Source organism: Paraburkholderia hospita (genome assembly GCF_002902965.1).
Classification (GTDB): Bacteria; Pseudomonadota; Gammaproteobacteria; order Burkholderiales; family Burkholderiaceae; genus Paraburkholderia; species Paraburkholderia hospita.
In genome coordinates this window covers 1,252,593-1,277,862 of record NZ_CP026105.1, presented here as the reverse complement: position 1 = coordinate 1,277,862, position 25,270 = coordinate 1,252,593, and the positions used below count along the sequence as shown (strand labels likewise).

The window sequence follows — 25,270 nt, the reverse complement described above, 5'->3', positions numbered from 1 at the left end:
AATCCGTGGCGGAGCGCTTTTTGCGTTCGGCCGCAGTCATAGGAGCTTGTACCTTGACCGCTTCCAGCAACGGTTTCTGGCGACATAAGAACAAAGACAATAGCCTGACTCTCGACGACATCACGGTCGTCGACAATTCCCTTCTCAAACGTGCCGTCGGCGCCATGGCGCTCGGCAACGCAATGGAATGGTTCGATTTCGGCGTGTACAGCTACATCGCCGTCACCCTCGGCAAAGTGTTCTTCCCGTCGAGCAGCCCGTCGGCGCAGTTGATCGCGACCTTCGGCACGTTCGCCGCCGCATTCGTCGTGCGCCCGATCGGCGGCATGGTGTTCGGGCCGCTTGGCGACCGGATCGGCCGTCAGCGTGTGCTCGCGATGACGATGATCATGATGGCCGTCGGCACCTTCGCGATCGGTCTGATCCCGAGCTATGGTTCGATCGGCATTCTCGCGCCCGCGCTGCTGCTCGTCGCGCGTCTCGTGCAGGGCTTCTCGACGGGCGGAGAGTATGGTGGCGCCGCTACCTTTATCGCCGAGTTCGCGACGGATCGCCGCCGTGGCTTCGCGGGGAGCTTCCTCGAGTTCGGCACGCTGGTCGGCTATATCCTCGGTGCAGGCACGGTTGCCGTGCTGACGGCGACGCTGTCGCAGGAAGCGCTGTTGTCGTGGGGCTGGCGTGTGCCGTTCTTCATCGCCGGTCCGCTGGGTCTTGTCGGCCTGTATATCCGCATGAAGCTCGAAGAGACGCCTGCGTTCAAGAAGGAAGCGGAAGCGCGTGAAGCGGATGAGAAGTCGCGTCCGCAGCAGACATTCGTGGAGCTGCTCGCGCAGCAGTGGAAGCCCTTGCTCCTGTGCGTTGGCCTCGTGCTGATCTTCAACGTGACCGACTACATGGCGTTGTCGTATCTGCCGAGCTACCTGTCGGCGACACTGCACTTCAACGAATCGCACGGTCTGTTCCTCGTGCTGCTCGTGATGGTGCTGATGATGCCGATGACGCTCTACGCTGGCCACCTGTCGGACAAGATCGGCCGCAAGCCCGTCATGCTGTTCGGTTGCGTGGGTCTGTTCGTGCTGTCGATTCCGGCGCTGCTGCTGATCCGCATGGGCACGGTCCTGCCCGTATTCAGCGGCCTTCTGATTCTCGGCGCGTTGCTGTCGACGTTCACGGGCGTGATGCCGTCATCGCTGCCTGCCCTCTTCCCGACGAAGATCCGTTACGGCGCGCTGGCGATCGGTTTCAACGTGTCGGTGTCGCTGTTCGGTGGCACGACGCCGCTGGTCGCGGCATGGCTGGTCGATCGCACCGGCAATCTGATGATGCCCGCGTACTACCTGATGGGCGCATCGATCATCGGTATCGTCTCCGTGCTCGCGCTGCGCGAGACGGCTCGCAAGCCGCTGCTCGGCTCGGGTCCGTGCGTCGCGACGCGCGCGGAAGCGCATGCCGTGCTGCGCGGCGAGCGTGAAGCCGAGGAACTCGATGAAGCATATGCAGCCGCCATGACGGCGCGTGCATAAGCAACGTCAACGTATTGAACTGGAACGGGTCAGCTTCGGCTGACCCGTTTTTTTTATGGCGTCAGCGTCTGCAGCGTGGCTTCGACATGCGCGCCGTCGATCGTCAACATGCCCGCTGAAATCGGCAGCTTGAAACGGCGCGGTCCCGCGCTGCCGGGATTGACGAACAGCACGCCGTCGCGCTCGACGATCAGCGGCTTGTGCGAATGCCCCGTCACGACGACGCGCACGCTCTCGTCATGCAGATTACGCGGCACGTCGGCGATATCGTGAACGACGAAGATCTTGACCTGTTGCACATCGAGCGTCGCGTGCGTCGGAATCGACGCCGCCCATGCGCCCGTGTCGTTGTTGCCGCGCACGACCGTCAACGGCGCAATGGCCGCGAGCGCATCGAGCACCGCCTGATTGCAGATGTCGCCCGCGTGAACGATTGCGTCGCATCCCGCGAGCCACGCCAGCGCCTCGGGACGCACGAGATTGTGCGTGTCCGAAATCAGACCGATGCGGGAAGATTGCGTGCGACGCGTCGTCATCATGCGTTCCTGAAGAACCTCAATCGAGCGCGGCCAGCGGCGCGCGCGGCTTGCGCGACATCGCGACCAGCCGCTTCGTCGCGCCCTGCACGAGCACCGACACGACCGCGCCGCATGCGAACGCGGGCAGGACGCCAAGCGTCGGCATCATCAGCGCGACAACCGAGAAGAACGCCGCGAACGACGCGCGCCCGATCACCATTCCGCGCATCAGCAGCGCGACGAAGCTCGCGCCATGCGCGCGTTGCGCCGACACCGCGAGCACGATGCCGAGCAATGGAAAGACCGATAGCATGCCGCTCCAAGCCGCACCCATCGACGCGGAGAGCGTCGTCACGGCAAGCGTCAGCAAGGCGCCTGCGAGCATGCGCAACGCGAGGTCGATGACACCGACGCGCGCCGCCGGCACCGCACCTTCGACGCGCGGCAGCCCGGCTTGCGAGACGGCCACGGCCACACACGCTGCCGCCAGCGACCACGCCAGGCTCACCGGCAAGTGCGTGAGCAGGACGGCGACCAAAGCCCACGCGACGAGACCCGCCACCAACGCCACAGGCCAGCGAGCGAAACGGCTGGTCCACGCATACGCGAAGTTGAATGCTTCCGACGCGGCAATGGCCGCAATCGATGCCGCCGACGCCTGCGCCGCGAACGCCGTGCCGCGCTCCAGCGCGAGCAGCAGCACGATCGGCCCCGCGACGACGGGCAATCCAGCGAGCCAACCCGCCACCGACGGTCCCCACACGCGCCCCGCCATCGTCAGCGCGGCGAGAAAGCCGGGGACGAGCACGAGCTTGAGCGCGAGCACCCGCTATTCCTTGACGAGCTGTTCGATGCGGCTGTCGGGCACGAGCCACATGAATGCGCAGAACGTATAGAGCGCCACCGACACCCACGGCGCGATAAACGCGAACACCACGCCCGACAGATAGATCACGACGGACAGCTTGCCCTTGCGGTCGTGGCCAAGCGCGCGCGCGAGCGTCGAGTCCGGGCCGTGCTGACGGATCAGCACGTGCGCGAGAATGAAGTACGCCATCGCGCACATGAAGAGATCGAGGCCGTATAGCGCAGTCGGCCACGCGGCCAGATGGCTTTCGCCGATCCAGTGCGTAGTGGCGGGCATCAGCGACAGCCAGAACAGCAAATGCAGGTTCGCCCACAACACGCCGCCCGTCACCTTCTGCACGGCATGGAACATGTGATGATGATTGTTCCAGTAGATCCCGACGTAGAGAAAGCTCAGCACGTAGGCGAGAAAGACGGGGATCACGGGGCGCAACGATTCGAGATCGAAGCCCTCCGGCACTTTGAGTTCGAGAACCATGATCGTGATGATGATTGCGATCACGCCATCGCTGAAGGCTTCGATTCGTCCTTTACCCATCTGCCCGGTTCCTGTTGCGGATTTGTTTGTCATCGACGCAGGCGCGGCCCTACGCCACCGCTAATCGCCGCTGCCGATTATCCGCGATCACAGGCGGGGCTGTCGATGATGGTCAAATGCGCCGCTCGTTCAACGCAATCTTCAAGGCTCGTGATAGATGGCGAGCCAGACGGTCTGCTGCTGTTCATGCGTCCACGCAACCCGATGCCGGCAATGCGGCCCGATCAGCACATAGTCGCCGGGACGCATATCTTGCAGCGTCGCGTCTTCCTCGAACTCGAGCACGGCCGCGCCCGACAGCAGCACGACCCATTCGGCGCGCGAGTCGTCGTACCAGAAGCCATCGGGACTCGTATGCCCCATCGACACGATGCGCTCCACGTTCAGGCGTTGTCCCGTGACGAGCATGTCGATCCGCTCCTCGCCGTCACGCCTCGCTTCGCCGCTGAACAGATTGCCCGTTTGCAGTTGCATGTGCGGCTACCTCACTTCAGCGGCGCGAGGCCGTCGAGCAGCGTTGGGACCAGCTCGCTGATCGTCGGGTGGATATGCATCGCGAACTGCAGCGTCGCGTACGGCGCGCGCGCCGTCATGATGTCGATGAACGTATGAATCGCTTCGTCGCCGTCGACGCCGTAGATCGTCGCGCCGAGTATCTGCTTCGACGCGTTGTCGACGAGCACTTTCATGAAGCCGTCCGTCTCGCCCTTCTCGCGTGCCCGGCCGACGCGCGTCATCGGCATCGTCGCGATCAGCGCATCGCGGCCGCTCTCGCGCACCTCGTGCTCGGACATGCCGACGCGCGCTAGCGGCGGATCGACGAACACGGCGTACGCCATGATCCGGTCATCGACACTGCGCTTGCCGCCGTCGAACAGGTTCGCCGACACGATCTGATAATCGTCGTAAGACGTATGCGTGAACGCGCCGCGCCCGTTTGCGTCGCCGATCGCCCACACACCGGGGACATTCGTGCGCAATTGCCCGTCGACGGGAATCGTGCCGTGCCTGTCGACGTTGACGCCGGCCGCGTCGAGACCGAGATCGTCGGTATTCGGGCGGCGGCCTGTTGCGAACAGCAGATGCGATGCTTCGAGTGGCGCGGCATCGGCGCCGAAGAACACGCGCACGCCGTCACCACTCTCGTGCAACGGCTCGACGAGTGAGGGCTCGGCGCCAAAGCGGAATTCGATGCCCTCGCGCGTGAGCACTTTCTGCACGTTACGAGCAAAGTCTTCGTCCTCGCGCGTGAGCACGCGATCGCCACGCACGATCACCGTCACGCGGCTGCCGAAGCGGCGGAACACCTGCGCGAATTCGAGCGCGATATAACTGCCGCCGACGATGGCCAGATGCGCGGGCAAGTCGGTCAGATCGAGCAGCGTCGAGTTCGTGTGATAACGGATGCGCTCGAGTCCTTCGAGCTTCGGAATGACGGCGCGCGTGCCTGTGTTGATGAAGATGTCGTCGGCCTGCAGTTCGGCCAGCACGTTACCGCTTTCGGGATCGGTGACGGTGAGCGCATGCGCGCCGGTGAAACGCGCATGGCCTTTGAAGACGGTGAGATTCCCGGTGTTGCGCAGCCACTTTTCGACGCCGTCGCGCGACTGGCCGATGATCTTGTCCTTGCGCGCCTTCACCTGCGCCAGATCGACGCTGACATCGCCCGCGATGCGCACACCGTAATCGGCCGCGCGGCGCGCGACATGCGCGGTGCGCGCGCTCGCCACATACGCCTTGGTCGGCGTGCAGCCGACGTTCACACAGGTCCCGCCGAACTTGTCGCGTTCGATGACGGCCGTCTTGCGGCCGTTTTCCGCAAGACGCACGGCGAGCGGCGAACCGCCCTGTCCCGTGCCGATCACGATGGCGTCGAAATGCTGTGGCATGGCAGATCTCCCGAATCGCGTGTGCGAGTCGGTCATCTTACGCCTGCCGTGTGTTTCTCGAAGTGGTGAGTCCCGGTGGTGAATCGTGGATCGTTCGGACGTCGTTCAGTGCATCATGCCGCGCGAATCATGCATCGCAATGATGCAGCGAGCAGATCAGTTCGCGCGAGCGTTGCAGCGCGGCGCGCGCACCGTTCGTCGCGACGACGAAACCCGCCTGGCTCAGATTGAAGTCGACCTGCACCATGATCTGGATGAGCGACACCATCGGCAGCACTACGGCCGGGTGATAAAGCTGTCGTTCGATGATCGCTCTCATGGCTACTCCCATCAATGACGCCGCGTATCGGGCACGGCGTCCATCTGCATACAAGTTTCGATGGGTGGATTGTAGAGAGCGAAGTGTTAGGGATAAATGAGCTAATCGCGAAGATAGTTGTCGACGGAGCAGAACAATCCCGCAACGCCTTGCGCCATATGGTTTTGGGCTCGGTGGAGCCGGTTGTGCGGGCCTCTCCCGAGCCGTAAAAGAACGGTCATTCGAGCGGCGTGGCGACGAATTCCGGCAACGCTTCGGCACGCCTCGAGAACGCGGCAAGCGCCGGGTAACGTGCGGGATCGACGAGATCGGGCAGCATGAACTGCTGGAATCGCCACGTGACGGCCAGCGTGATGTCCGGCTGCATCAGACGGTCGCCCAGCAGCCAGCCGTTTCCTTCGCGGCCCGCGATGGCTGTTTCCAGATGGTCATATGCGGCGAACAGCTGCGTCTGGACGCGGTCGATCCACGGTTGATGCTGGCGCTCGGCGGGACGCAGGTTCAGCTCGTAGACGTTTTGCATCGTCTTTTCGCAGGCGGCGAGTGCGAAGCCGATCAGGCTCAGCGCCTTCAGACGCTCACCTGGGGCGGCGGGTATCAGGCGTTTGTCGGGCGGGCTCAGATGGTCGAGATAATCGAGGATCAGCGACGAATCGATCAGCAGCGTGCCGTCGTCGGCGATGAAGGTCGGCGCCTTGACCACGGGATTGATCTTCGCGAACGTGTCGAAGTGCCGGAATACCGACACGCTTTGATGCTCGAACGGCAGGCCGAGCACCGCGAGTGAAATGGCGACGCGCCGGACGTACGGCGAATCCATCATGCCGATCAGTTGCATGCTGCTTTCTCCCGATGGGGTTGGTGTCAGCGGGATACTGTAGACGAATGGGCGGGTGATGGCGCTGATTCCGACAACAAAAAAAGCCCGCCGAGGCGAGCTTTCATTCACATCAGACGCGCAATTGCTGCAGCATAGACTGCGCTTCTTTCGCGCTTGCCAACGGAAATCACCGTGACCGTCACGGTACGGTCCGCAACCTGATACACCAGTCTGTAACCCGATGCAGCAAGCTTGATTTTGTAGCAGTCTGGCATCGTGCTCAGCCGTGCCGACTCGACTCGCGGATTCTCCAGCCGTTCGGCCAGCTTGCGTTTTAACTGCGAACGGACCGTGTTATCGAGCTTGCTCCATTCCTTTTGGGCAGATTCAAGAAACTGCAGTTTATAGATCGTCAAGATTTACGCTCACGGCTTTCTCGCCGCTTCGCGCCCTGACGATCTCCGCCAGCTCGATATCTTCGAGTCGCTCGCAAATCGCTTCCCATTCGGCCGCAGGGATCAGGTACGCGACCGGCTTGTTTCGATTCAGCACCGCGACCGGACCGTCTGCCTGCTCAATTGCTGCCGTCGGGTTGACCTTGAGCTCGCTGATGCCGATTGAAGTGCGCGCAAGAATGCTTTCCATATTGCTGTGCCTCTTTCTGCCGCGCCTGACTAACGCCGTGGCAGATCCAATATTCGTTCACTGAGTTCGGCGCGCTCGATGTTCATAGAGACAGCCGACGGGTCTTAAAGACCTAAATATAGGTCGTTTAATTGGTCACGTCAAGCCACAATCAGAACTCATTGAACTGTATATTCATAAGGGCTATCCATTTAGCTCCACCTGAGCCATGATGGCGGCATGAGCGAAGCCCAGCATACGCCAGTTGCCGGTCAGGACTATCCCCAGACGTGGAGCCAGTTCGAGGACTGGTTCTCCAGTGAATACGATTGCCTGCGCTACCTCGAACGATTGCGCTGGCGTGAAGGCTTTGTTTGTCCGCGCTGCGGATGCCGCGATGAGCCGTATCGGGCTAATCGCGCCCGGCTGGTCTGCCGGGCATGCCGCCTTCAATGCACCGTGACGTCGGGCACGATCTTCGACAAAACCCGCACCCCGCTGAAGGTGTGGCTGGCTGCGGCGTGGTACATCACGAGTCAGAAGTCGGGCGTCAGCGCCCTCGGGCTGCAACGGGTTCTCGGGCTGGGCAGCTACCAGACGGCATGGACCATGTTGCACCGTTTCCGCCGAGCGATGGTTCGTCCCGGACGCGAACAGCTCAAGGGCTTGGTCGAGGTCGATCAAAGCTATCTGGCTATCCGCGAAAATCGGGAAACTCCATCCGGCAAGCCGTCGAAAAAACGCACGACCAAGGCGTTGATCGTGATTGCCGTCGAAATCCTGGAGCCCCGTGGTTTCGGCCGCATACGCCTGAAGCGTATTGATCGCGAGCGTGTGGCCGACGTACTTCCGTTTGTGAAGAGCGTTGTCGCCCCCGGTTCGGTGATTCGTACCGATGGCTCGCCCATGTACTTCTCGCTGGAGCACCACTACGCACATGACCGGGTCGTGGTGACGTCTATCGCTGACGGCGAGCGTCCTCCGGCACACGTGCCGCTACCCGGTGTGCATCGTGTCGCCTCGCTGCTCAAACGGTGGCTGCTCGGCACGCATCAGGGAGCTGTCAAGCCTGATCAGCTTGACCATTATCTGGACGAGTTCGTGTTTCGTTTCAACCGCCGCACTTCGCGTTCGCGCGGACTGCTCTTCTACCGGCTGCTTGAGCAAGCGCTCGCGACGGCTCCCATCACATACGACAACGTCGTAGTCAACAAATCACGCCGTAAAGACCATCAACCTCCACGATGTGAAATTGTGGAGCTAGATGGATAGCCCTTATATTCATACAGTACTATACACCCGCGAGTGTGCTCGCACGTCCTCCCTGCTGAGAACAAATTCACTCTCACGCGGAAATAAAAAAACCGCGAAGCCTTTACGCTATCGCGGGTTTTCAGAATCCAACTGCATTCGCGGTAGAGGAGCGAAGGTCACCAAGGAACGCCGCCGCCATCCCTTTCCTTGACGCGAAGATACGGGAAAAGGTCGACCGCCAGATGGCGACTGCCATTGCCCAGCGCCGACCAGGGCAGAATGATGCGCCCTCCGCGGCAACTACGAACTAGCAGAACCTGCCGAATGTCAGTATTGCGCGGTAGGTTTATACAATTCGTCGGAGAGCGCCGCGATCACTCGCGCGATGGAGTGATCTCGCACATTCGGCCAAGGAAGTGCCGGTTTCCCGATGTGCGTAAGCAGCGCGGCATGAATCCATCCGGGCGGGACATCGGGCACAAGGTCATTTCCGTTTTTGAACAGATTCACCGAAATCGCGGCGAGTAGCGTCCTGATGCCGAGGTCTGGGCTCACGCGCGGCGGCTCAAAGCCGAACACGGTGACGGGCGGCTTACCGGCGAGAGTGAGTGACGCAGCCGCCAGAATCGCGCTAGCAGCCCCGAGAGAGTGGCCGACGAGAGTCACAGGCTGATCGCCTATCGCAGCCATCACAGGCGTTGCAATCGCCTGCCATGCGTCATGAAACCCGCGATGCACCCGCCCCACTCCCGGCAGCAACACCGGAAGCAGATCTAAGTCCGCTCCCCAGCAGTCGACATTGTCGGTGCCGGGGAAAGCGACGCACAACCCCGCGCTGGTCTGGCGCACGATAGCTCGGGAAGCGCTCGACTCGATGCCAATGTCGGGCGTCGCGTCATACGCTTCCTGCGCCAGCAGCGCGAAGTCGTGCGGCGTCATCATTGGCTCGCAGAAGGAGCCGAAGCGCCAGTCGGAACGGCCGGAACGTACGTGGCGACCGCTGCGTTCAGGAAGATGCTCGCCAGCGTTAGCGCACCACCGACAGCCTTGACCATGTCCGGATTTACGCCCGTAACCGAACCCAGAGCCGTGATAGCCGCCGGGATAGTCGTCTGCGCCAAGGTTTGAACCGACGACGGATCGACGATCGCGTTTGACTGACAGAGCGCATTCACGCTGTTGATCGCGAGATCGACCTTGGGATCGAACGAGTAGAGAACCATTGCGTCGAGCGCAACGGCCCCCCCCCAGACGCCGCAGGCCTTTTTGACCTGTGTCTGGACGTTGGTGGCGACGGTTGAGACGTTCTGTTGAGCAGTCGTCGAGCAGCCGGCGAACATGGCAAAGCAAGCGAGCAGGGCTAACGTCGGGTCGATGAACATTAACGATCTTCTCGATGTGCTGGCGCTGCCGCCGTCCACCAAACGATGCCGTTTCGTGAGCACGCACAGAGCCCCGTCAACACGGTAATAAGCGGACACAATTCACCTCGAACTTCGCCCTTTCGCCACCTATCTCATCATTGAGGGAGGTGCAGAAACATGGTTAAGTTGATCGCGGTCTTCGGACTGTTTGGCGTCTTGTCAGGCTGTGTCGCGTACCAGGGCTACGGCTACGCCGATTCTGGATATGGTGCTTATGGACCAGAGTACGTCCCGGCGTTTGGCTACGGAGCCGTCAATATTTGGGGTGGCGGTGGCGGTGGATGAGACCGCCGGCACGGTCACGGCGATTTTCACCACGATTGGCATGGCCATGGCGGAGGACGTGGGGGCGGCGGACACAGCGGACATGGAGGTGGTCATGGCCACTGAGTCTCACGCAAGGTGCGCATGAACACCGCCTTCATCCTCATGGCCCAGTATGGCGCCAAGGCCATCATCTCGATCGACGAGGTATGTCGAGACTACTTCCCGCATCTGGAGGTCGATAAGTTGCTGCGGAAGATTGCGACTGGCGACATCGCCCTACCGTTGGTGCGAATAGAGAAGTCGCAGAAGACGGCCAAGGGCGTGCACGTCGCCGATCTCGCGATGTTTATCGACGAACGACGCGAAGCCGCGCGGATGGAATGCGAGCAACTGACCGGCGTACGACGCCCTTGATGGCCTATCTAATTCGGAAGTCACCGGCGAAAGTCAGCTTGAGTCTGTCGCATGTTAGGTGCGGCAGCGGCCCGGTCAATCGATGTTGACCGGGCGCCAGAACCTATCGGCCTCGCGAGTATTCGGACGTCACAACCGCTAAGCTCGTCACTACCCTGACGGGTTTTATGCGCGCAATTCCCATCCAATCGATGCTTGTGAGCGCTGGACGACGTCGCCAATCCGATGGGAGAAAGACGGGATAGCGGTTGACTCTGCGAGGCTTGCTCTTTCGCTTGGTGCCAATGCGCTCGCAAGCCACTATTCGGCAGTGCAGCCGGTTTCCACACGGGTGAATCGCTGCCAGCCTGATGTGACGCCGGCCGCGCCGTGAGCACCCAGTCGCGTTTGAAACGCGGCTGTGTCGCATTCATTGTTTTGATTCTCGCTAGCAGCGAAGCGATGGCTCGCGGTGGTCATTATCATTGCGGGCGCGGCTGCAATCCCTTTGGGGATTCGTCGTCGGCATTGGTGCGCTCGCCGCTGGCTTTGTGGGATACATGGCGATCGGACGGTTCAACCGATGGCGCCGACAAAGAATTTTGCGGACCAGTAGAGACAAATGAAAAATCGCCCGAAGGCGGTCCCAGAAAATAAAGCGCTACTTGGATCGGCGCACCTATTCGTCAGATTTTTTTGTCAGATACTGCATAGTCGGCATATAGAACTTGCCGCCTGACGTGTAGTGGTGCCGGGGACCGGACTCGAACCGGCAAGCCGTTAAGCGGCGGATTTTCGTCACACTACGTCTTTCGACGCCGTCTGCTTCAACCAGAAAAGCAAACGTTCGTGCGCTGGACTATGCCTTCACCATCGCGATGCGCGTATTGCACGCCGCATCGCATTAGGCGCCCTCCGTCTAGTCTCTACACCTTCCGCGCCTTCCGTCCCACATCAGCAGGAAAGAAAACGGGCTTGGCTCGGCGTTGCCTCGTTGCACGGTGTGAATCGCGCGCGTTCAGGGGTTTCGCCGAATTTGAAGGGTTCTGCACCGGCCGTTTCCGGCTGGGCACTCAATGCTTTAAGTCCGCTATGTTTACCAATTTCATCACCCCGGCAGGGCGGACGCGATTCTACCATCGCGCCGCAGCCTGACCAAACCGGCGCGAACCCCAGTTTCGCCCGTCCGCGACCCGGCGCGCATTCATCGACCCGTCACAAACGTTCCCGATAATCCGCCCCACGAAAACGTTTACAACGACGCACGTCCCTCGACGAGGCGCGCGGCACACGCTGACGGGAACCCAACGATGACGCCCACGATCAAGGATGTCGCCGCGCACGCGGGCTTTTCGATTGCGACCGTCTCGCGCGCGATCAACGCGCCGCACACGGTCAACCCCGTGACCCTCGAAAAAGTGCGTCAGTCGATCGACGCCCTCAACTTCCGCCCGAGCCCGCTCGGCCGCCAGTTGCGCGGCGAGCGCTCGCGCCTGATCGGCGTGGTGCTGCCGACGCTCGCCAATCCCGTGTTCGCCGAATGCCTGCAAGGCATCGACGAGCTGGCGTCCGCGCAAGGCTACCGGCTGATGCTGATGACCACGCAATACGACGCCGACCGCGAACGCCACGCAATCGAAACGCTGCGCGAACAGCGCGTCGAAGGCCTGATCCTAACGGTGGCCGACGCCGACACGCACCCGCTGCTCGACGAACTCGACCGCGACGGCATGCTGTACGTGCTGATGCATAACGACACCGTGCGCCGCCCGTCCGTGTCCGTCGACAACCGGCAAGCCGCGTACGACGGCGTACGTATGCTGATCGCGCACGGCCATCGCCGCATCCTGATGCTCGCGGGCACGCTCGCCGCGTCCGACCGCGCGCGGCTGCGTCATCTCGGCTACACGCAGGCGATGCAGCATGCGGGCCTCGCGCCCGCACCCGCGCTCGAAATCGATTTCAATGCCGACGAACTCGCGCCCGCCGTGCTCAACCATCTGACGACGGGCCCGAATCGCCCGACGGCCCTCTTCTGCTCGAACGATCTGCTCGCGATGGTCGTGATGCGCGGCCTGCGTCGCGCGCGTCTGCAGATGCCCAACGACATGTCGATTCTCGGCTTCGACGGCCTCGCGATGGGCGAACTGCTGTCGCCGCCGCTCGCGAGCGTCTGCGCGCCGAACCGGGAGATCGGCTGCGCGGCGTGGCGGCGGCTGATCGCGCGGGTCGACGGCTCGCAGCCTTCCGGCTTCGACGACGCGCTGCACGCGCCGTCGCTGTCGCTGACCTTGCCGCACACGCTGCGCGAAGGCGCGACGGTCGCGGCGATCTCCGACACGTCGGGCGCAACGTTGAACCGCATCGTCCGCTCGCCTGCGTAATCCCCTTTAAAAACACCCCTTCTCAACCTCCGGGAGACCTGTCGTGAACCGCCGTTCCTCCATCGGTATTGCAGCGTTGCGCGTCGCGCGCGCCGCGCTGGTCGCCTCGTCGTTCGTGCTGACGCTGGCTGCGCCACAACTCACGCACGCCGAAGAAACCGCGATCTGCTACAACTGCCCGCCCGAATGGGCCGACTGGGCGAGTCAGATCAACGCCATCCAGCAAAAGACAGGCGTCCACGTGCCGTTCGACAACAAGAACTCCGGCCAGTCGATCGCGCAGTTGATGGCCGAGCAGAAAAGCCCCGTGGCGGACGTCGTGTATCTGGGCGTGTCGTCGGCGTTCCAGGCGAAGGACAAGGGCGTGATCGCGCCGTACAAGCCCGCGCACTGGAACGACATTCCCGCGAACCTGAAGGACCCGCAAGGCTACTGGTTCGCGATCCACTCAGGCACGCTGGGCTTTTTCGTCAACAAGGATGCCCTCGAAGGCAAGCCCGTGCCGCGTTCGTGGGCCGACCTGCTGAAGCCCGAGTACAAGGGGATGATCGGCTACCTCGATCCGTCGAGCGCGTTCGTCGGCTATGCGGGCGCCGTTGCCGTGAATCAGGCGCTCGGCGGCAGCTTCGACAACTTCAAGCCGGGTCTCGACTGGTTCGCGAAACTGAAGGCCAACCAGCCGATCGTGCCGAAGCAAACGGCCTACGCACGCGTGCTTTCGGGTGAAATTCCGATCCTGCTCGACTACGACTTCGATGCGTACCGCGCGAAGTACAAGGATCACGCGAACGTCGAGTTCGTGATCCCGAAGGAAGGCACGATCGAAGTGCCGTACGTGATGAGCCTCGTGAAGGGTGCGCCGCACGACGCGAACGGCAAGAAAGTGCTCGATTTCGTGCTGTCGGACGAAGGCCAGAAGCTGTGGGCGAACGCGTATCTGCGCCCCGTGCGGGCCAACGCAATGACGCCTGATGCCGCTTCGAAGTTCCTGCCCGCCAGCGACTATGCGCGCGCACGTGCCGTCGACTTCGCAAAGATGGCCGAAAAGCAGCAGGCGTTCGGCGAGCAGTATCTGCAGGTGATGCATTGAACGACATCACGTTCCCGCTGCGCTGGCGCATCGCGTTGATCGCGCCAGCGCTCGCCGTGTTCATCGCGTTCTGGCTGCTGCCGATGACGGCGCTCGTGCAGGTGAGCGCCGACGGTCATCTGCTGAAGACGTACGGCGCGATGCTCGCGAATGCGCGCTATATGAAGAGCCTGTTCGCGACGGTCGTGCTGTCGGCGGCCGTGACGGCGACGACGCTCGCGCTCTCGGTGATCTCGGGCCTGTTGCTCGCGCGCCGCGAGTTTCCCGGCAAGCGTACGTTGCTCGCGTTGCTGACGTTTCCGCTCGCGTTTCCGGGCGTGGTCGTCGGCTTCATGGTGATCATGCTGGCGGGCCGCCAGGGTTTGATCGGCGCGCTGTCGCTGAAGCTCACGGGCGACAAGTGGGTCTTCGCGTATTCGATGACGGGCCTCTTTATCGGCTACCTGTATTTCTCGATTCCGCGCGTGATCGTTACGGTGATGGCGTCGGCGACCAAGCTCGATGCATCGCTTGAAGAAGCCGCGCGTTCGCTTGGCGCATCGCCGTGGCGGATCATGCGCGACATCGTGCTGCCCGCGCTGTCGCCGGGCCTGATCGCGGCGGGCGCCGTGTGTTTCGCGACGGCGATGGGCGCGTTCGGCACGGCGTTCACGCTCGCAACCGACATCGACGTGCTGCCGATGACCATCTACACCGAGTTCACGCTCAACGCGAACATGGTGACGGCGGCGGGCCTGTCGATCGTGCTCGGGATCGTCACGTGGATCGTGCTGTATGTCGCGCGCAGCGTCAGCGGCTCGGCCGTGGCGGCGACGGCCTGATTGGGCCGATTCTTTTCCATGTCGAATGAAGACACTCGCATGAATTCCGTTGCTCAAACCACGAACGCGCCTCAGATGCAGCACAAGCGCGCGTTCTCCCTGCCCTCGTCGCGCACGTGGCTCGCGACGGGCCAATGGTTCGTCACGCTGCTGCTGTGTGCGTTTCTGATCGTGCCCGTCGTGATGTCGATTCTCGCGGGCCTCACGGTGAACTATTTTCAGGGCATCGCGAGCGGTCTCACATTGCGTTGGCTCGGCGAAGTATGGACGCAGTATCACGGGTCCGTGTTCCTCTCGCTCGAAATCGCACTCGCGACGCTCGTCATCACGCTGCTGACGGGCGTGCCCGCCGGCTATGTGCTCGCGCGCAGCGAGTCGCGGGCCTCGCGCATCATCGAAGAATTTCTCGTGCTGCCGATCGCCTTGCCCGGTCTCGCATCCGCGCTCGCGCTGCTCGTCGTGTATGGCGGCTTCACGATGTTCCGCATGAGTATCGCGTTCATCGTCGTCGGGCATGTGGTGTTCACGCTGCCGTTCATGGTGCGCGCCGTCGCCGCCGTGTGCGCGAGCGCCGGACTGCGCACGCTCGAAGAAGGCGCCGCGAGCCTCGGCGCGAGCTTCTTTCAGCGCTTCATCACGATCGTGCTGCCGAACGTGCGGCCTGGCATCGTGGCGGGCGCGCTGGCTGTCGTCACACTGTCGATCGGCGAATTCAATCTTACGTGGATGCTGCACACGCCCGAAACGAAGACGCTGCCCGTGGGTCTCGCCGATACCTATGCTTCGCTGCGCATCGAGATCGGCAGCGCTTACACCATTCTCTTTTTCATCATGACGATGCCGCTGCTCGTCGCGATGCAATGGCTCGGCGTCGATGCGACGGGTCAACGCAACGCGCGGCAGAAGAAGACACCCGCCATCGATACGACATCATCCGCAGAAGACCAGCCATGAAACTCGCTTCCATTCCCATCACGCTGACGCGCTGCGCGAAGACGTTTCGCGGCACGCGCGTGCTCGAGCCGCTCGATCTGTCGATTGGCGCGGGCGAAACGCTGGTGCTGCTCGGACCGTCGGGTTGCGGCAAGACGACGACGTTGCGCATGATTGCCGGCCTCGAACAACCGGACGCGGGCGGGCGCGTTGCATTTGGCGACGAGGACGTCACGGCGCTGCCCATCGAGAAACGCCAGGTCGGCATGGTGTTCCAGAGTTATGCGCTGTTTCCGAACCTGACCGTGCGCGGCAACATCAACTATGGTCTGAAGATCAAGCGCGTGGATGCGGACGTGGCGCGGCAGCGCGTGGACGAGTTGCTCTCGATGATGCGGCTCACCGATCACGCCGACAAACCGATCGATCAGCTTTCCGGCGGTCAGCGTCAGCGCGTCGCCCTGGCGCGGGCACTCGCGCCGCAACCGCGGGTGTTGTTGCTCGACGAGCCGCTGACGGCGCTCGATGCGCGTTTGCGCGACACATTGCGCGGGGAGATGAATGCGCTGCTGCGCGAGCTTGGGATTACGACGGTTTATGTGACTCACGATCAGGCTGAGGCGATGGAACTGGGCGACCGCATCGTGGTGATGAGCGCGGGGCGCATCGAGCAGATCGGCACGCCGCGGGATATCTATTACCGGCCGGCTAACCGGAATGTTGCGCAGTTTGTTGGGACTATTAATCGCGTGGCAGGGCAGGCGCGGAATGGGTTGCTTGCCACGACGGGTGGCGCGATTCCTTTGCCGCCGACGCATGCTACTCGGGTTACGCCTCACGGCGATGAGGTGTTTTTTCGGCCTGAGGATGCGTGGATTGCTGATCTTGCTGATGCGCAGTTGCGCGGGACCGTTGATGCTGCAGCATTTCTGGGTGAGCGCACGCGGCTCACTATTCGCGATGCGGCGCCTGATTTGATTGTTGTTGATGTGGCTGGGAGAGTTGAACTTGCTCGGGGGACGGTTGTTGGGGTTTCTGTCGCGCAGGATGCTTTGATTGCGTTATCGTAGGTTTTTGGGGGTTGGTTCGGTTTGATTTGGGTTTTCGCTGGCATCCGCGATTTGTTAGCGTGCTTCAAGCGTCGCCCCTGTGCGGGGCGGCACCTACTTTTCTTTGCCGCCGCAAAGAAAAGTAGGCAAAAGAAAGCGGCTCACACCGCCAGCGCTTGTGTTTGCCTGAGGGCCCCCAACCGGTCCCACACTTCACACGGCAGTGCCCTGGTTGGTGCTCGTTGCCAACGCTTCGAATGAACGCCTCACCCGCTTCGAATACCCGTACTCGGGCAAGCGGCAGCGAATGGTATGTGCCGCCCAGGTGGCAAACTGTGTGTAGGTTGTCACGTCGTATAGCTTGGCGCTCTTACATGGAGGTATGCGCGCGCTATCGGGTCCGAAGTGAGGCGTGTGCAGTGCTACGGCCTACACACAGTTTGCCACCTGGGCGGCCGTGGACTATCTGGCACGGCATCCTGTAGTACACGTGTGTGAAGTGGGTGAGGCGCACCGCAAGAGCGTTGGCAACGAACAAAGGTCACATGATTGCCGTGTGAAGCGTAAGACCTTTTGGGGGCCCTCAGGCAAGAACAAGAATTGGCGGTGTGAGCCGCTTTCTTTTGCCTACTTTTCTTTGCGGCGGCAAAGAAAAGTAGGTGCCGCCCCGCACAGGGGCGACGCTTGAAGCACGAAGGCAAAGCGCGGATGCCAGCGAAAAGGCAAAACGCAGATGCCAGCGCAAAGACCAAAACACCGACCGGCAACGCCTGAAGCACGAAGACAACTCGCGGATGTCATCGAAAACCGAAAAACACCCTAACAGCGTCGCAGACACAAACAGCAAAAAGAGGAACCCCATGTTAATAGCCCAGATCAGCGATCTGCACATCAAACGCCCGGGCGCGCTGGCCTACCGCCGCGTGGACACGGCGGCGTATCTATCGCGCTGCGTAGAGCGGCTGAACGCGCTCACCCCAACTCCAGACGCAGTCGTCATCACCGGCGATCTCGTCGACCAGGGCGAGCCCGAGCAATACGTACATCTGAAGTCACTGCTAGCACCGCTAAAAATCCCCTACTACCTGCTGGTAGGCAACCACGACGACCGCACCGCACTGCGTGCCACATTCAGCGACCGGGAAGAACTGCACACGAACGACGAGTTCATTCAATACACAGTCGACATAGGCCCACTCCAGCTGATCGCACTCGATTCAATGGTCCCCGGCCAAAGCGCCGGCCTGCTCTGCGACACGCGCCTCGCCTGGCTCGAACAGCAACTACAAACGGCCCACGACAAACCCGTGATTGTCGCGCTGCATCATCCACCATTCGTGTCGGGCATCGGCCACATGGACGCGCTGCGGCTCGAACCGACCTCGGCAAAAAAACTCGCGACGCTCGTCGCACGTCATTCGAACGTAGAACGCGTAATCTGCGGCCATGTACATCGCCCGATGTTCGTCCGCTTCGGTGGCACAATCGCATCTGCGGTGCCCGCGCCCGCGCATCAAGTGGCGCTCGACCTGCGCGACGACGCGCCTTCGGCCTTCATGATGGAGCCGCCCGCGTTCGCGCTACACCGCTACGACAGCGTGAACGGCCTCATCACGCATCACGCCTATGTCGATGCAGCGGACGGACCCTATCCATTCTATGAACCGGAAGGATCGTTGATCGACTGAGCCCGCGCCGGGCGTGCCATCCAGCACAATCCGCCCCACTCCGGTATCATCGGCACGCTCGACTCTCTGCCGCCGGCGCCACGCCGGCCGCCGCATCATGTCCACGCCCGCCTCCGACCACACCGCAACTGACCGATCGCTGAGCGGCCTTCTGCTACTGCTCGCGACGATCGCGGGCGTCTCCGTCGCGAACATCTACTACAACCAGCCGCTGCTCGACGACTTCCGTCTGTCGTTTCCGCAAAGCGCATCGTGGATCGGCGTGGTCCCGACCATGACCCAGCTCGGCTACGCGGCAGGCATGCTGCTGCTCGCGCCGCTCGGCGACCGCTTCGACCGTCGCAGGCTGATCCTGCTGCAGATCGCCGCCCTGTGCATCGCGCTGCTGTTCGCGGCCGCCGCGCCAAATCTGTCAGTGCTCGTGGTCGCGAGTCTCGCGATCGGCATTCTCGCGACAATCGCGCAGCAGGCCGTGCCGTTCGCCGCCGAACTCGCGCCGCCGTCGCAACGCGGCCATGCCGTCGGCACGGTGATGAGCGGGCTGCTGCTCGGCATTCTGCTCGCGCGCACGGCAGCCGGCTTCGTCGGCCAGTACCTTGGCTGGCGCGCGGTATTCGGCGCATCGATCGCTGCGCTGCTGGTGCTTGCCGCCGTCATCATCGCGAGGCTGCCGCGCAGCAAGCCGACCTCGACGCTTGCCTACGGACAGCTGCTCGGCTCGATGTGGCATCTCACCGTCGAACTGCGCGGCCTGCGCGAAGCGTCAATGACGGGCGCCGCGCTGTTCGCCGCGTTCAGCCTGTTCTGGTCGACGCTCGCGCTGTTGCTGGCGGGCGCGCCGTTCCACTATGGGCCGCAGGCGGCGGGTCTGTTCGGTATCGTCGGCGCAGCGGGCGCGATGGCCGCGCCGCTCGCGGGCAAGTTCGCTGACAAGCGCGGGCCGCGCGCAATCGTCTCGCTGTCGATCGCGCTGGCGGCGCTGTCTTTCGTCGTGTTCGCGTTGTCGGGCACGAGCCTCATTGGCCTCGTGATCGGCGTGATCGTGCTCGACGTCGGGGTGCAGGCCGCGCAGATCTCCAACCAGTCGCGCATCTATGCGCTGAAGCCCGAAGCGCGCAGCCGCGTGAACACGGTGTTCATGGTCTGCTATTTCATCGGTGGCGCGGTCGGGTCGGGCGTGGGCGCGTTCGTGTGGCCGCTGTTCGGTTGGGTCGGCGTGAGTATCGCCGGTCTGCTGTTTACCGCGCTAGCCGGCCTCAATCACCTGCGTGGGCGTCCTGAGCCGCTGGCGGCTTCCGGCGCGACGGAGTGATCGCGAACTGATGTCGCCGCGCCGAAACAGCTATCGTTCTTCCAGCCGCCCCTGCGCATAGTCATGCAGCGCGTCGATCACGCGATCGAACTCGAACGACTTGTCGTAGAAATGCCGCACGCCGTATTGCTGGCACCGATCGCGGTACGCGGGCAGCGCATGATTGGTCAACACGGCGGCGAACGTCGATTCGATCAGCCCTTCCTTCTGCATATACGCAAGCACAGGCACACTCGATCCGCCCTTCAATTGCAGATCGACGATCACGGCGTCGAACGCTTCGCCATCCAGCAGCGCGATCGCCTCGTCGGCGGACTCGGCCTGCGCGGCCACCTGCATCACGCCTGATGCATCGATCGCTTCGACGATGCTGCGCCGGATCAGCGGCGAATCCTCGATCAGCAGCACACGCAACGGCGCGCGGCCGGAATCGGTGTGAGCAGTGAGGGAGTCGGCGTTCATCGGTTGCGTTCCATGCTCGCGGGGATCACAGGTTCATTCGATCAGGCCGTTCTTGATCGCGTAGTACGTCATGTCCGCGTTGTTCGTCATGTGCATCTTTTCCAGCACGCGCGCGCGATACGTGCTGACCGTTTTCACCGACAGATGCAGTTCGCCGGCGATGTCGGTCGGAATCTGCCCTGACGCGAGCTTGCAGAAGATCTGGAACTCGCGCTCCGACAGCTGTTCATGCGGATGCGTCGCAGCAGGCTTGTCGAGACTGTTTGCGAGCGTATCGGCAACGGCTTCCGACAGATAGCGATGCCCGCGCGCGACCGAGCGGATTGCGCGCACGATCTCGTCGGGCTCGCAGTCCTTGTTCAGATAGCCGTTCGCACCGGCGCGCAGCAGGTTGATTGCGTACTGGCTCTCCGGATAGGCCGACAGGATCAGCACGCCCTGCCCGGGCCGCATCTGCCGGATCACGCGCAACGTGTCGATGCCGTTCTTGTCGGGCATCGCGATATCGAGCAGCACGACATCGAAAGGCTCGCTGTCCGGCTGCTCGCGCACGAGGCGGATCGTCTCGTCGCCTGTCGAGGCTTCCGCCGCGACGCACATGTCCGGCTCGTCAGCGACGAACTGTCTGAATCCGCCCCGGACGATCGCGTGATCGTCCGCTATCAGCACTCGAATCATGGATGTGGTTTACCGCAGTACATGTGCATTTGCTTTATGGCGTGCAAAGGCGGGCGCGCAGCGCGCACCGCCCATCGCATTCGCGCCCAGCGGCCCTTTGCCCTCACTCGCGACCCGACAGCAGATCGGCCATATCGTCCGCGTGCTCTTCCTCGACAGCCAGAATCTCTTCGAACATCCGGCGCGTCGTGACGTCGCCGTCACCTAGATAGCGGATGATCTCGCGGTAGGTATCGATCGCAATGCGCTCCGCGACCAGGTTCTCGCGAATCATGTCGGTCAGGTTCTTGCCCTCCTTGTATTCCGAGTGCGAGCGCTTTGACAGGTTGTCCGGCGCGAAGTCCGGCTCGCCGCCCAGTTGCACGATGCGCGCGGCGAGCGTGTCGGCATGGCCCTGCTCTTCGTTCGCGTGCTCGAGAAACTCCTGCGCGACAGCTTCCGAATTGATGCCCTTCGCCATGAAGTAGTGGCGCTTGTAGCGCAGCACGCAGACGAGTTCCGTCGCGAGCGCGCCGTTGAGCAGCTTGAGCACGGTCTCGCGGTCCGCGCCATAGGTCTGCGTGACGGGACCATCGTCCATATCCTTGCGGGCCTGTTCACGAATGCGCTTGAGGTCCATCACGAATTCGCCTTTCGTTGCGTTCGACATTGACTGACTCCTTGTTCCGGTATTGTGGGAAACGCGCACGCGGCCGTCGTCTGTCATATACGGCGGCGCAGCGTGCGCCATGCGGGCTTGCGCTAGGTTCGGAACACGCCAAGCAGCAGCGTGACGACGAACACCACCAGGAAGATGTAGAACAGAATCTTCGCTATTTCGGCGGCGCCGGCGGCAATGCCGGTGAAGCCGAACACAGCGGCGATGATCGCGATCACGAAGAACACGAGTGCGTAATGCAGCATGACAACGCTCCTTCCTGTTTAAGCGATGAACGGCGGCGGACCCATTCAAGCGGCCCGCGCTTTATCTTTTATCCTGAGTTGCCTGAGTTGCCTCCGCGGCTTCGTTAATCGACGATCTTCTTCGTGATGACGAAGCCGAGCACGAGGAACACGACGCACAGGATCAGGAACACCACGAACAGGAACTTCGCGATAGCCGCCGCACCTGCCGCGACGCCTGTGAATCCGAGCAGCCCCGCGATCACGGCAATCACGGCGAAGAACAACGCCCACTTGAGCATGATGGCAACCTCCCTGGCTTGATGTGGCTAATCGGCTGATGGTGGCTATGGATGCCTGCCACTCATCGTACGGAGCACGTTGCGTACCCGCATTCGGGCGCGGGCTGTTTTTCATGTGGGAATCCGCCGACATCCGCTTTCGGCGAGGCTTCTGGCGGCCCGTGCGAAGCGCGCGCGAACGCAAACGCGCCGCGCGACGCTACACTGTCGATGACTTCATCGCATGGAGACGGCAGTGTCAGACGGCGCGGAAGCGGGACTCACCACCAGGCTGACGGACTGGATGCATCAGCGCAGCTGGGCCATCGCGATGACGGTTGCGATCGTCATCACGTGCGGGGGTCTCGTCATTCTGGAAACGGCGCGGCAACGCATCGCGTCGGAATACGAAGCGGCGCTTGAAGCACGCAACGCGAGCGTGCAGCTCAGCGACCTCGCCGGACAACTCGCTCTGTTGCAATCGCATGAAAGCCGCTTTCTTCTGACGAGGGACGATGCCGACGCGCGCAGCTATTGCGCGCGCGCCGCCGACATCCGCCGCGGCATCCGTTCGCTCGACACGTACTTCAAACGCGCCGCCGACAGCGCGGAACTGTCCAGCTTTACGCAGATCGCCGCGCTGATCGGCGTGCGCATCGGCAGCGGCGCGCATGCGCTGCAACAGGCTGCGCCGCATCCACTCGATCTCGCCGCATGCGGCGGCGCAGCGGCGAACAGCAACGTCGATGCGTCGCTCGTGACGAGCACGCTGTCGTTACTGCGCGACAACGAAGAGCGCCGCGCGCAGCGCGCGCTCGACGCGAGCCGCGCCGACCAGCGCGTCTCCACATTCGTCGCGGCGGGCCTGTCCGCGCTCAATATCGTGTTGTTCATTCTGCTGTTCCGCAACCTCGGCCTTCAGCTCGACAGCCAGGCGCGCGCGCAAAAGCAATTGATCACGCAGCAGGAAGAACTCGATCAACTGGTCAACGAGCGCACGCGGCAACTCGAAGCGCTCGGCTGGCACTTGCAGGCCGTCAGCGAAAACGAAAAGACCCAGCTGGCGCGCGAACTGCACGACGAACTCGGTGCGATTCTCACGGCGAGCAAGATGGACGTCGCGTGGGCGCGGCGCAAGCTTCAGGACACCGATCCCACAATCGCCGAGAAACTGACGCGCGCGCTCGAGACGCTCGATCAGGGCATCGCGCTCAAGCGTCGCATCATCGAGGACATGCGGCCGACGGTGCTCGCGAACTTCGGCCTCGTCACCGCGCTGCGCACGCTCGCCGACGAAGCCGCGCAGCGCAATGGCTGGGCGCTTGACCTGCACCTGCCCGACGACGAATTGCAACTCGACGAGCAGACCGAGATCGCGCTCTTTCGCGTCGCGCAGGAGTCGCTGACCAACGCAGCGAAGTACGCACGCGCGACGCAGGTCACGATCGATCTGGGCGCGGGCCATGGCGAGGTGTCGCTGCATATCGCCGACAACGGCGTCGGTATCATGCCCGCCGACCTGACGCGCACGCATACGCATGGGCTGATGGGCATGCGCCAGCGCGTGGCCGCGCGCGGCGGACGCTTCGACATCCGGCGCGGCGAACTGCACGGCACCGACATACGCGTCGTGCTGCCCGTGCCGACCGTCGGCGTGGCCAGGGAAGACAGTCCGGGCGTCGATCAGATTGTTGAGGAAGCACCGAGGCGCGTTCCGGACGACACCAGCGCCCAAGGCCACGCGCCCGTCGAACGCCTTTGATGTCCGCGTAGGATTGCGCCGACACAAAAATCGTGGCGCCTCTGACAGCATCGCGGCCATGCGTCTCTTACCATGGAATCAGACCGGATCGGCTGGCGCGACGCCCCGGTCGGACGACAGGGCGCGCACGCCGGGCGATGTCGAATGCAACACTGACCAGACGGGCGCGCGCGAATCGATCGAAGCATACGTCGAAGATTCCTGACTATTCCAGATAGGGAGAAAACTCATGACACGACTCATCGCACTCCTGCTGCTCGCGGGCACGACACTGCTGGCCGCCTGCAATACGATGGCCGGCGCCGGCCAGGACATCTCCAAGGGCGGCAACGCGATCACCAATTCGGCCGAGAAGCACTCCGACTGATAACGCACGCGCCCGGTCGATTCGATTCGATTCATCCCCGGTTCATCCGATACCACTCGCCGCCGCGTACCACGCGGCGGCTTTTTTACGCCTGCGCTTTGCGAACTCCAGGAACGTCACGAGCAAGCGCGCAAAACAGAACGGCGGCCCATTCGCATGAACCGCCGTGCCGTCCCCCCTGCTACCGCATCGTCATCAGGCCATGTCGTCGTTGTTTATTGGCCGTTCAACGTATTGGTCAATTCAAGCGCCGGTTGCGTGGTGTTGCCGCCCTGCGCGACGAGCAGGTGGATCTGGTTCGGCAGCAACTGGCTGAGTACGCCGCCGATCGGCACCGACGTCACGAGCCAGTCGGCGTTGTTCGCTAGATCGAACGAACTCGACTGGAAGATCGGCGTCTTGCTGCCCGCCGTCGTCGCGATCAGCACATACGTGCCACCCGATACGTAGACCGAGTCCTGGCCGCTCGCGGGCACCGCGTTCTTGAAGGACACGCCTGCCAGCGTCGGACTGGCGCTCGTGATGTTCGTGTTGTTCGCTGGCACCAGATACAGGTCGAGATTCGATGCGTTCAGCGACGCATTGAAACCCCGCACGCGCGCGCTGTTCGACAACAGCCCCTTGTCGAACGGATCGTCGATCAGACCGATGTCAGCGCCCGACGAGCCCGGCACCGCGATCACCGTATACTCGTGGCCCTTCGCGACATCGGGGAAGGTGCCGCTCGCTAACGCCGTCGTGGTCCCCGTCGCCGCATACGCAACCGAAGTCTGTCCCGTGTTGATGTTGGCGAAGTTCGTCACGTTCTTGTACGAGATGTTCTTCTGCAACGCGCCGCCGTTGACGAGGAAGTCGACGGCTGGGCCGCTTGGAATAGCGTGCACAAAATGGATCAACGGATTCTGCAACCCGAGTTCTTTGCCGACGTCGTTCGAACTTCCGCCGCACGCCGACACTAGCGCGGCCGCTCCGATGAGCGCCACCATGGTCCTGATAACCTTCATTTGCCACCTCTCCCTGATTGGGCTCGAGCCCGTTGATCTGCGGCTTGCCGCCTGCGCAGTCGCGTCCGTTCTTCGTCGACGTTATGTGTCGTTGTCCGCCGCACGGCCGCGACTGCGCGTC

Annotated in this window: 30 protein-coding genes; 12 read left to right on the top strand and 18 right to left on the bottom strand. The window is 62.6% G+C overall.

Annotated features, from left to right (window positions below; all coding sequences use genetic code 11):
• The first annotated feature begins 53 nt into the window (after positions 1–53).
• Positions 54–1,523, top strand: coding sequence for a glycine betaine/L-proline transporter ProP (proP, locus tag C2L64_RS05725; RefSeq protein ID WP_090835667.1), 1,470 nt, complete (start codon positions 54–56; stop codon positions 1,521–1,523).
• A 53-nt stretch (positions 1,524–1,576) separates the two neighbouring features.
• Here proP and C2L64_RS05720 read toward each other — a convergent pair whose 3' ends face one another.
• From C2L64_RS05720 to C2L64_RS05675, 9 genes are all read right to left on the bottom strand, one after another.
• The gene (locus C2L64_RS05720) at positions 1,577–2,059 is read right to left on the bottom strand and encodes a metallophosphoesterase family protein (protein WP_007743980.1); all 483 of its coding nucleotides are present in this window, start codon (positions 2,057–2,059) and stop codon (positions 1,577–1,579) included.
• A gap of 19 nt (positions 2,060–2,078) precedes the next feature.
• Complete coding sequence (locus C2L64_RS05715) at positions 2,079–2,867, bottom strand: hypothetical protein (RefSeq protein WP_007585586.1); 789 nt, start codon at positions 2,865–2,867, stop codon at positions 2,079–2,081.
• Between the two features lie 3 nt (positions 2,868–2,870).
• Positions 2,871–3,446 carry a TMEM175 family protein gene (locus C2L64_RS05710; RefSeq protein WP_007585583.1) on the bottom strand — a complete coding sequence of 192 codons (576 nt, stop codon included), beginning with the start codon at positions 3,444–3,446 and terminating at the stop codon, positions 2,871–2,873.
• Between the two features lie 141 nt (positions 3,447–3,587).
• The gene (locus C2L64_RS05705; RefSeq protein WP_007585581.1) at positions 3,588–3,920 is read right to left on the bottom strand and encodes a cupin domain-containing protein; all 333 of its coding nucleotides are present in this window, start codon (positions 3,918–3,920) and stop codon (positions 3,588–3,590) included.
• Between the two features lie 11 nt (positions 3,921–3,931).
• On the bottom strand, positions 3,932–5,335 hold the full coding sequence (locus tag C2L64_RS05700; RefSeq protein WP_090835714.1) for an FAD-containing oxidoreductase: 1,404 nt from the start codon (positions 5,333–5,335) through the stop codon (positions 3,932–3,934).
• 127 nt (positions 5,336–5,462) lie between these two features.
• Positions 5,463–5,654, bottom strand: coding sequence for a hypothetical protein (locus C2L64_RS05695; RefSeq protein WP_007585578.1), 192 nt, complete (start codon positions 5,652–5,654; stop codon positions 5,463–5,465).
• A 217-nt stretch (positions 5,655–5,871) separates the two neighbouring features.
• Complete coding sequence (locus C2L64_RS05685) at positions 5,872–6,492, bottom strand: glutathione S-transferase (RefSeq protein WP_090835663.1); 621 nt, start codon at positions 6,490–6,492, stop codon at positions 5,872–5,874.
• A 107-nt stretch (positions 6,493–6,599) separates the two neighbouring features.
• Positions 6,600–6,890, bottom strand: coding sequence for a type II toxin-antitoxin system RelE family toxin (locus C2L64_RS05680; RefSeq protein WP_007585572.1), 291 nt, complete (start codon positions 6,888–6,890; stop codon positions 6,600–6,602).
• Positions 6,877–7,119 carry a type II toxin-antitoxin system Phd/YefM family antitoxin gene (locus C2L64_RS05675; protein WP_007585570.1) on the bottom strand — a complete coding sequence of 81 codons (243 nt, stop codon included), beginning with the start codon at positions 7,117–7,119 and terminating at the stop codon, positions 6,877–6,879. Before C2L64_RS05675 ends, C2L64_RS05680 begins: the two co-directional genes overlap by 14 nt.
• 219 nt (positions 7,120–7,338) lie before the next feature.
• Between C2L64_RS05675 and C2L64_RS05670 the strand changes: the two genes are divergently transcribed.
• Complete coding sequence (locus C2L64_RS05670) at positions 7,339–8,370, top strand: IS1595 family transposase (RefSeq protein WP_090835661.1); 1,032 nt, start codon at positions 7,339–7,341, stop codon at positions 8,368–8,370.
• A gap of 309 nt (positions 8,371–8,679) precedes the next feature.
• On the opposite strand, the gene C2L64_RS05665 is transcribed toward C2L64_RS05670, so the two are convergent.
• On the bottom strand, positions 8,680–9,294 hold the full coding sequence (locus tag C2L64_RS05665; protein ID WP_407671746.1) for a lipase family protein: 615 nt from the start codon (positions 9,292–9,294) through the stop codon (positions 8,680–8,682).
• Complete coding sequence (locus tag C2L64_RS05660) at positions 9,291–9,734, bottom strand: hypothetical protein (protein ID WP_090835658.1); 444 nt, start codon at positions 9,732–9,734, stop codon at positions 9,291–9,293. The genes C2L64_RS05665 and C2L64_RS05660 overlap by 4 nt, the downstream gene beginning before the upstream one ends.
• Before the next feature lie 450 nt (positions 9,735–10,184).
• On the opposite strand from C2L64_RS05660, the gene C2L64_RS05650 reads away from it, so the two are divergent.
• The 8 genes from C2L64_RS05650 to C2L64_RS05610 all read left to right on the top strand — a co-directional run bounded on the left by C2L64_RS05650 (position 10,185) and on the right by C2L64_RS05610 (position 19,713).
• Positions 10,185–10,457, top strand: coding sequence for a pyocin activator PrtN family protein (locus C2L64_RS05650; protein ID WP_090835656.1), 273 nt, complete (start codon positions 10,185–10,187; stop codon positions 10,455–10,457).
• Positions 10,458–11,746: 1,289 nt separating this feature from the next.
• Positions 11,747–12,820, top strand: a complete 1,074-nt coding sequence (locus tag C2L64_RS05640) for a LacI family DNA-binding transcriptional regulator (RefSeq protein WP_007585568.1) — start codon at positions 11,747–11,749, stop codon at positions 12,818–12,820.
• 43 nt (positions 12,821–12,863) lie between these two features.
• Positions 12,864–13,910, top strand: coding sequence for an ABC transporter substrate-binding protein (locus C2L64_RS05635; RefSeq protein WP_090835471.1), 1,047 nt, complete (start codon positions 12,864–12,866; stop codon positions 13,908–13,910).
• Positions 13,907–14,731 (top strand): ABC transporter permease, encoded by an 825-nt coding sequence (locus tag C2L64_RS05630; protein WP_079484863.1) that lies wholly within the window; start codon positions 13,907–13,909, stop codon positions 14,729–14,731. The genes C2L64_RS05635 and C2L64_RS05630 overlap by 4 nt, the downstream gene beginning before the upstream one ends.
• Positions 14,732–14,806: 75 nt before the next feature.
• Positions 14,807–15,685, top strand: a complete 879-nt coding sequence (locus tag C2L64_RS05625; RefSeq protein ID WP_407671761.1) for an ABC transporter permease — start codon at positions 14,807–14,809, stop codon at positions 15,683–15,685.
• Positions 15,682–16,734 (top strand): ABC transporter ATP-binding protein, encoded by a 1,053-nt coding sequence (locus C2L64_RS05620; RefSeq protein ID WP_090835466.1) that lies wholly within the window; start codon positions 15,682–15,684, stop codon positions 16,732–16,734. Before C2L64_RS05625 ends, C2L64_RS05620 begins: the two co-directional genes overlap by 4 nt.
• Positions 16,735–17,573: 839 nt before the next feature.
• The gene (locus tag C2L64_RS05615; RefSeq protein WP_090835464.1) at positions 17,574–18,401 is read left to right on the top strand and encodes a phosphodiesterase; all 828 of its coding nucleotides are present in this window, start codon (positions 17,574–17,576) and stop codon (positions 18,399–18,401) included.
• A gap of 97 nt (positions 18,402–18,498) precedes the next feature.
• Positions 18,499–19,713 carry an MFS transporter gene (locus C2L64_RS05610; protein WP_090835461.1) on the top strand — a complete coding sequence of 405 codons (1,215 nt, stop codon included), beginning with the start codon at positions 18,499–18,501 and terminating at the stop codon, positions 19,711–19,713.
• 30 nt (positions 19,714–19,743) lie between these two features.
• Here C2L64_RS05610 and C2L64_RS05605 read toward each other — a convergent pair whose 3' ends face one another.
• From C2L64_RS05605 to C2L64_RS05585, 5 genes are all read right to left on the bottom strand, one after another.
• Positions 19,744–20,175, bottom strand: a complete 432-nt coding sequence (locus C2L64_RS05605) for a response regulator (protein ID WP_090835459.1) — start codon at positions 20,173–20,175, stop codon at positions 19,744–19,746.
• A 33-nt stretch (positions 20,176–20,208) separates the two neighbouring features.
• Positions 20,209–20,853 (bottom strand): response regulator, encoded by a 645-nt coding sequence (locus C2L64_RS05600; RefSeq protein WP_090835456.1) that lies wholly within the window; start codon positions 20,851–20,853, stop codon positions 20,209–20,211.
• Between the two features lie 103 nt (positions 20,854–20,956).
• Entirely contained in the window at positions 20,957–21,502 is a 546-nt protein-coding gene (locus C2L64_RS05595; protein ID WP_090835454.1) for a ferritin-like domain-containing protein, read from the bottom strand.
• Between the two features lie 92 nt (positions 21,503–21,594).
• Positions 21,595–21,756 (bottom strand): DUF1328 domain-containing protein, encoded by a 162-nt coding sequence (locus C2L64_RS05590; protein WP_012400904.1) that lies wholly within the window; start codon positions 21,754–21,756, stop codon positions 21,595–21,597.
• 104 nt (positions 21,757–21,860) lie between these two features.
• Positions 21,861–22,037, bottom strand: coding sequence for a DUF1328 domain-containing protein (locus tag C2L64_RS05585; protein ID WP_007585549.1), 177 nt, complete (start codon positions 22,035–22,037; stop codon positions 21,861–21,863).
• Between the two features lie 223 nt (positions 22,038–22,260).
• On the opposite strand from C2L64_RS05585, the gene C2L64_RS05580 reads away from it, so the two are divergent.
• The gene (locus tag C2L64_RS05580; protein ID WP_090835452.1) at positions 22,261–23,778 is read left to right on the top strand and encodes a sensor histidine kinase; all 1,518 of its coding nucleotides are present in this window, start codon (positions 22,261–22,263) and stop codon (positions 23,776–23,778) included.
• A 78-nt stretch (positions 23,779–23,856) separates the two neighbouring features.
• Here the strand turns inward: C2L64_RS05580 and C2L64_RS53070 are convergent, their stop codons facing one another.
• Complete coding sequence (locus C2L64_RS53070) at positions 23,857–24,009, bottom strand: hypothetical protein (protein ID WP_158660486.1); 153 nt, start codon at positions 24,007–24,009, stop codon at positions 23,857–23,859.
• Here C2L64_RS53070 and C2L64_RS05575 point away from each other — a divergent pair.
• Positions 24,008–24,145 (top strand): entericidin A/B family lipoprotein, encoded by a 138-nt coding sequence (locus C2L64_RS05575; protein WP_007585547.1) that lies wholly within the window; start codon positions 24,008–24,010, stop codon positions 24,143–24,145. The two genes, C2L64_RS53070 and C2L64_RS05575, sit on opposite strands and share 2 nt — an antisense overlap.
• 215 nt (positions 24,146–24,360) lie before the next feature.
• On the opposite strand, the gene C2L64_RS05570 is transcribed toward C2L64_RS05575, so the two are convergent.
• Complete coding sequence (locus C2L64_RS05570) at positions 24,361–25,149, bottom strand: DUF4397 domain-containing protein (RefSeq protein ID WP_090835449.1); 789 nt, start codon at positions 25,147–25,149, stop codon at positions 24,361–24,363.
• Positions 25,150–25,270: the final 121 nt, after the last annotated feature.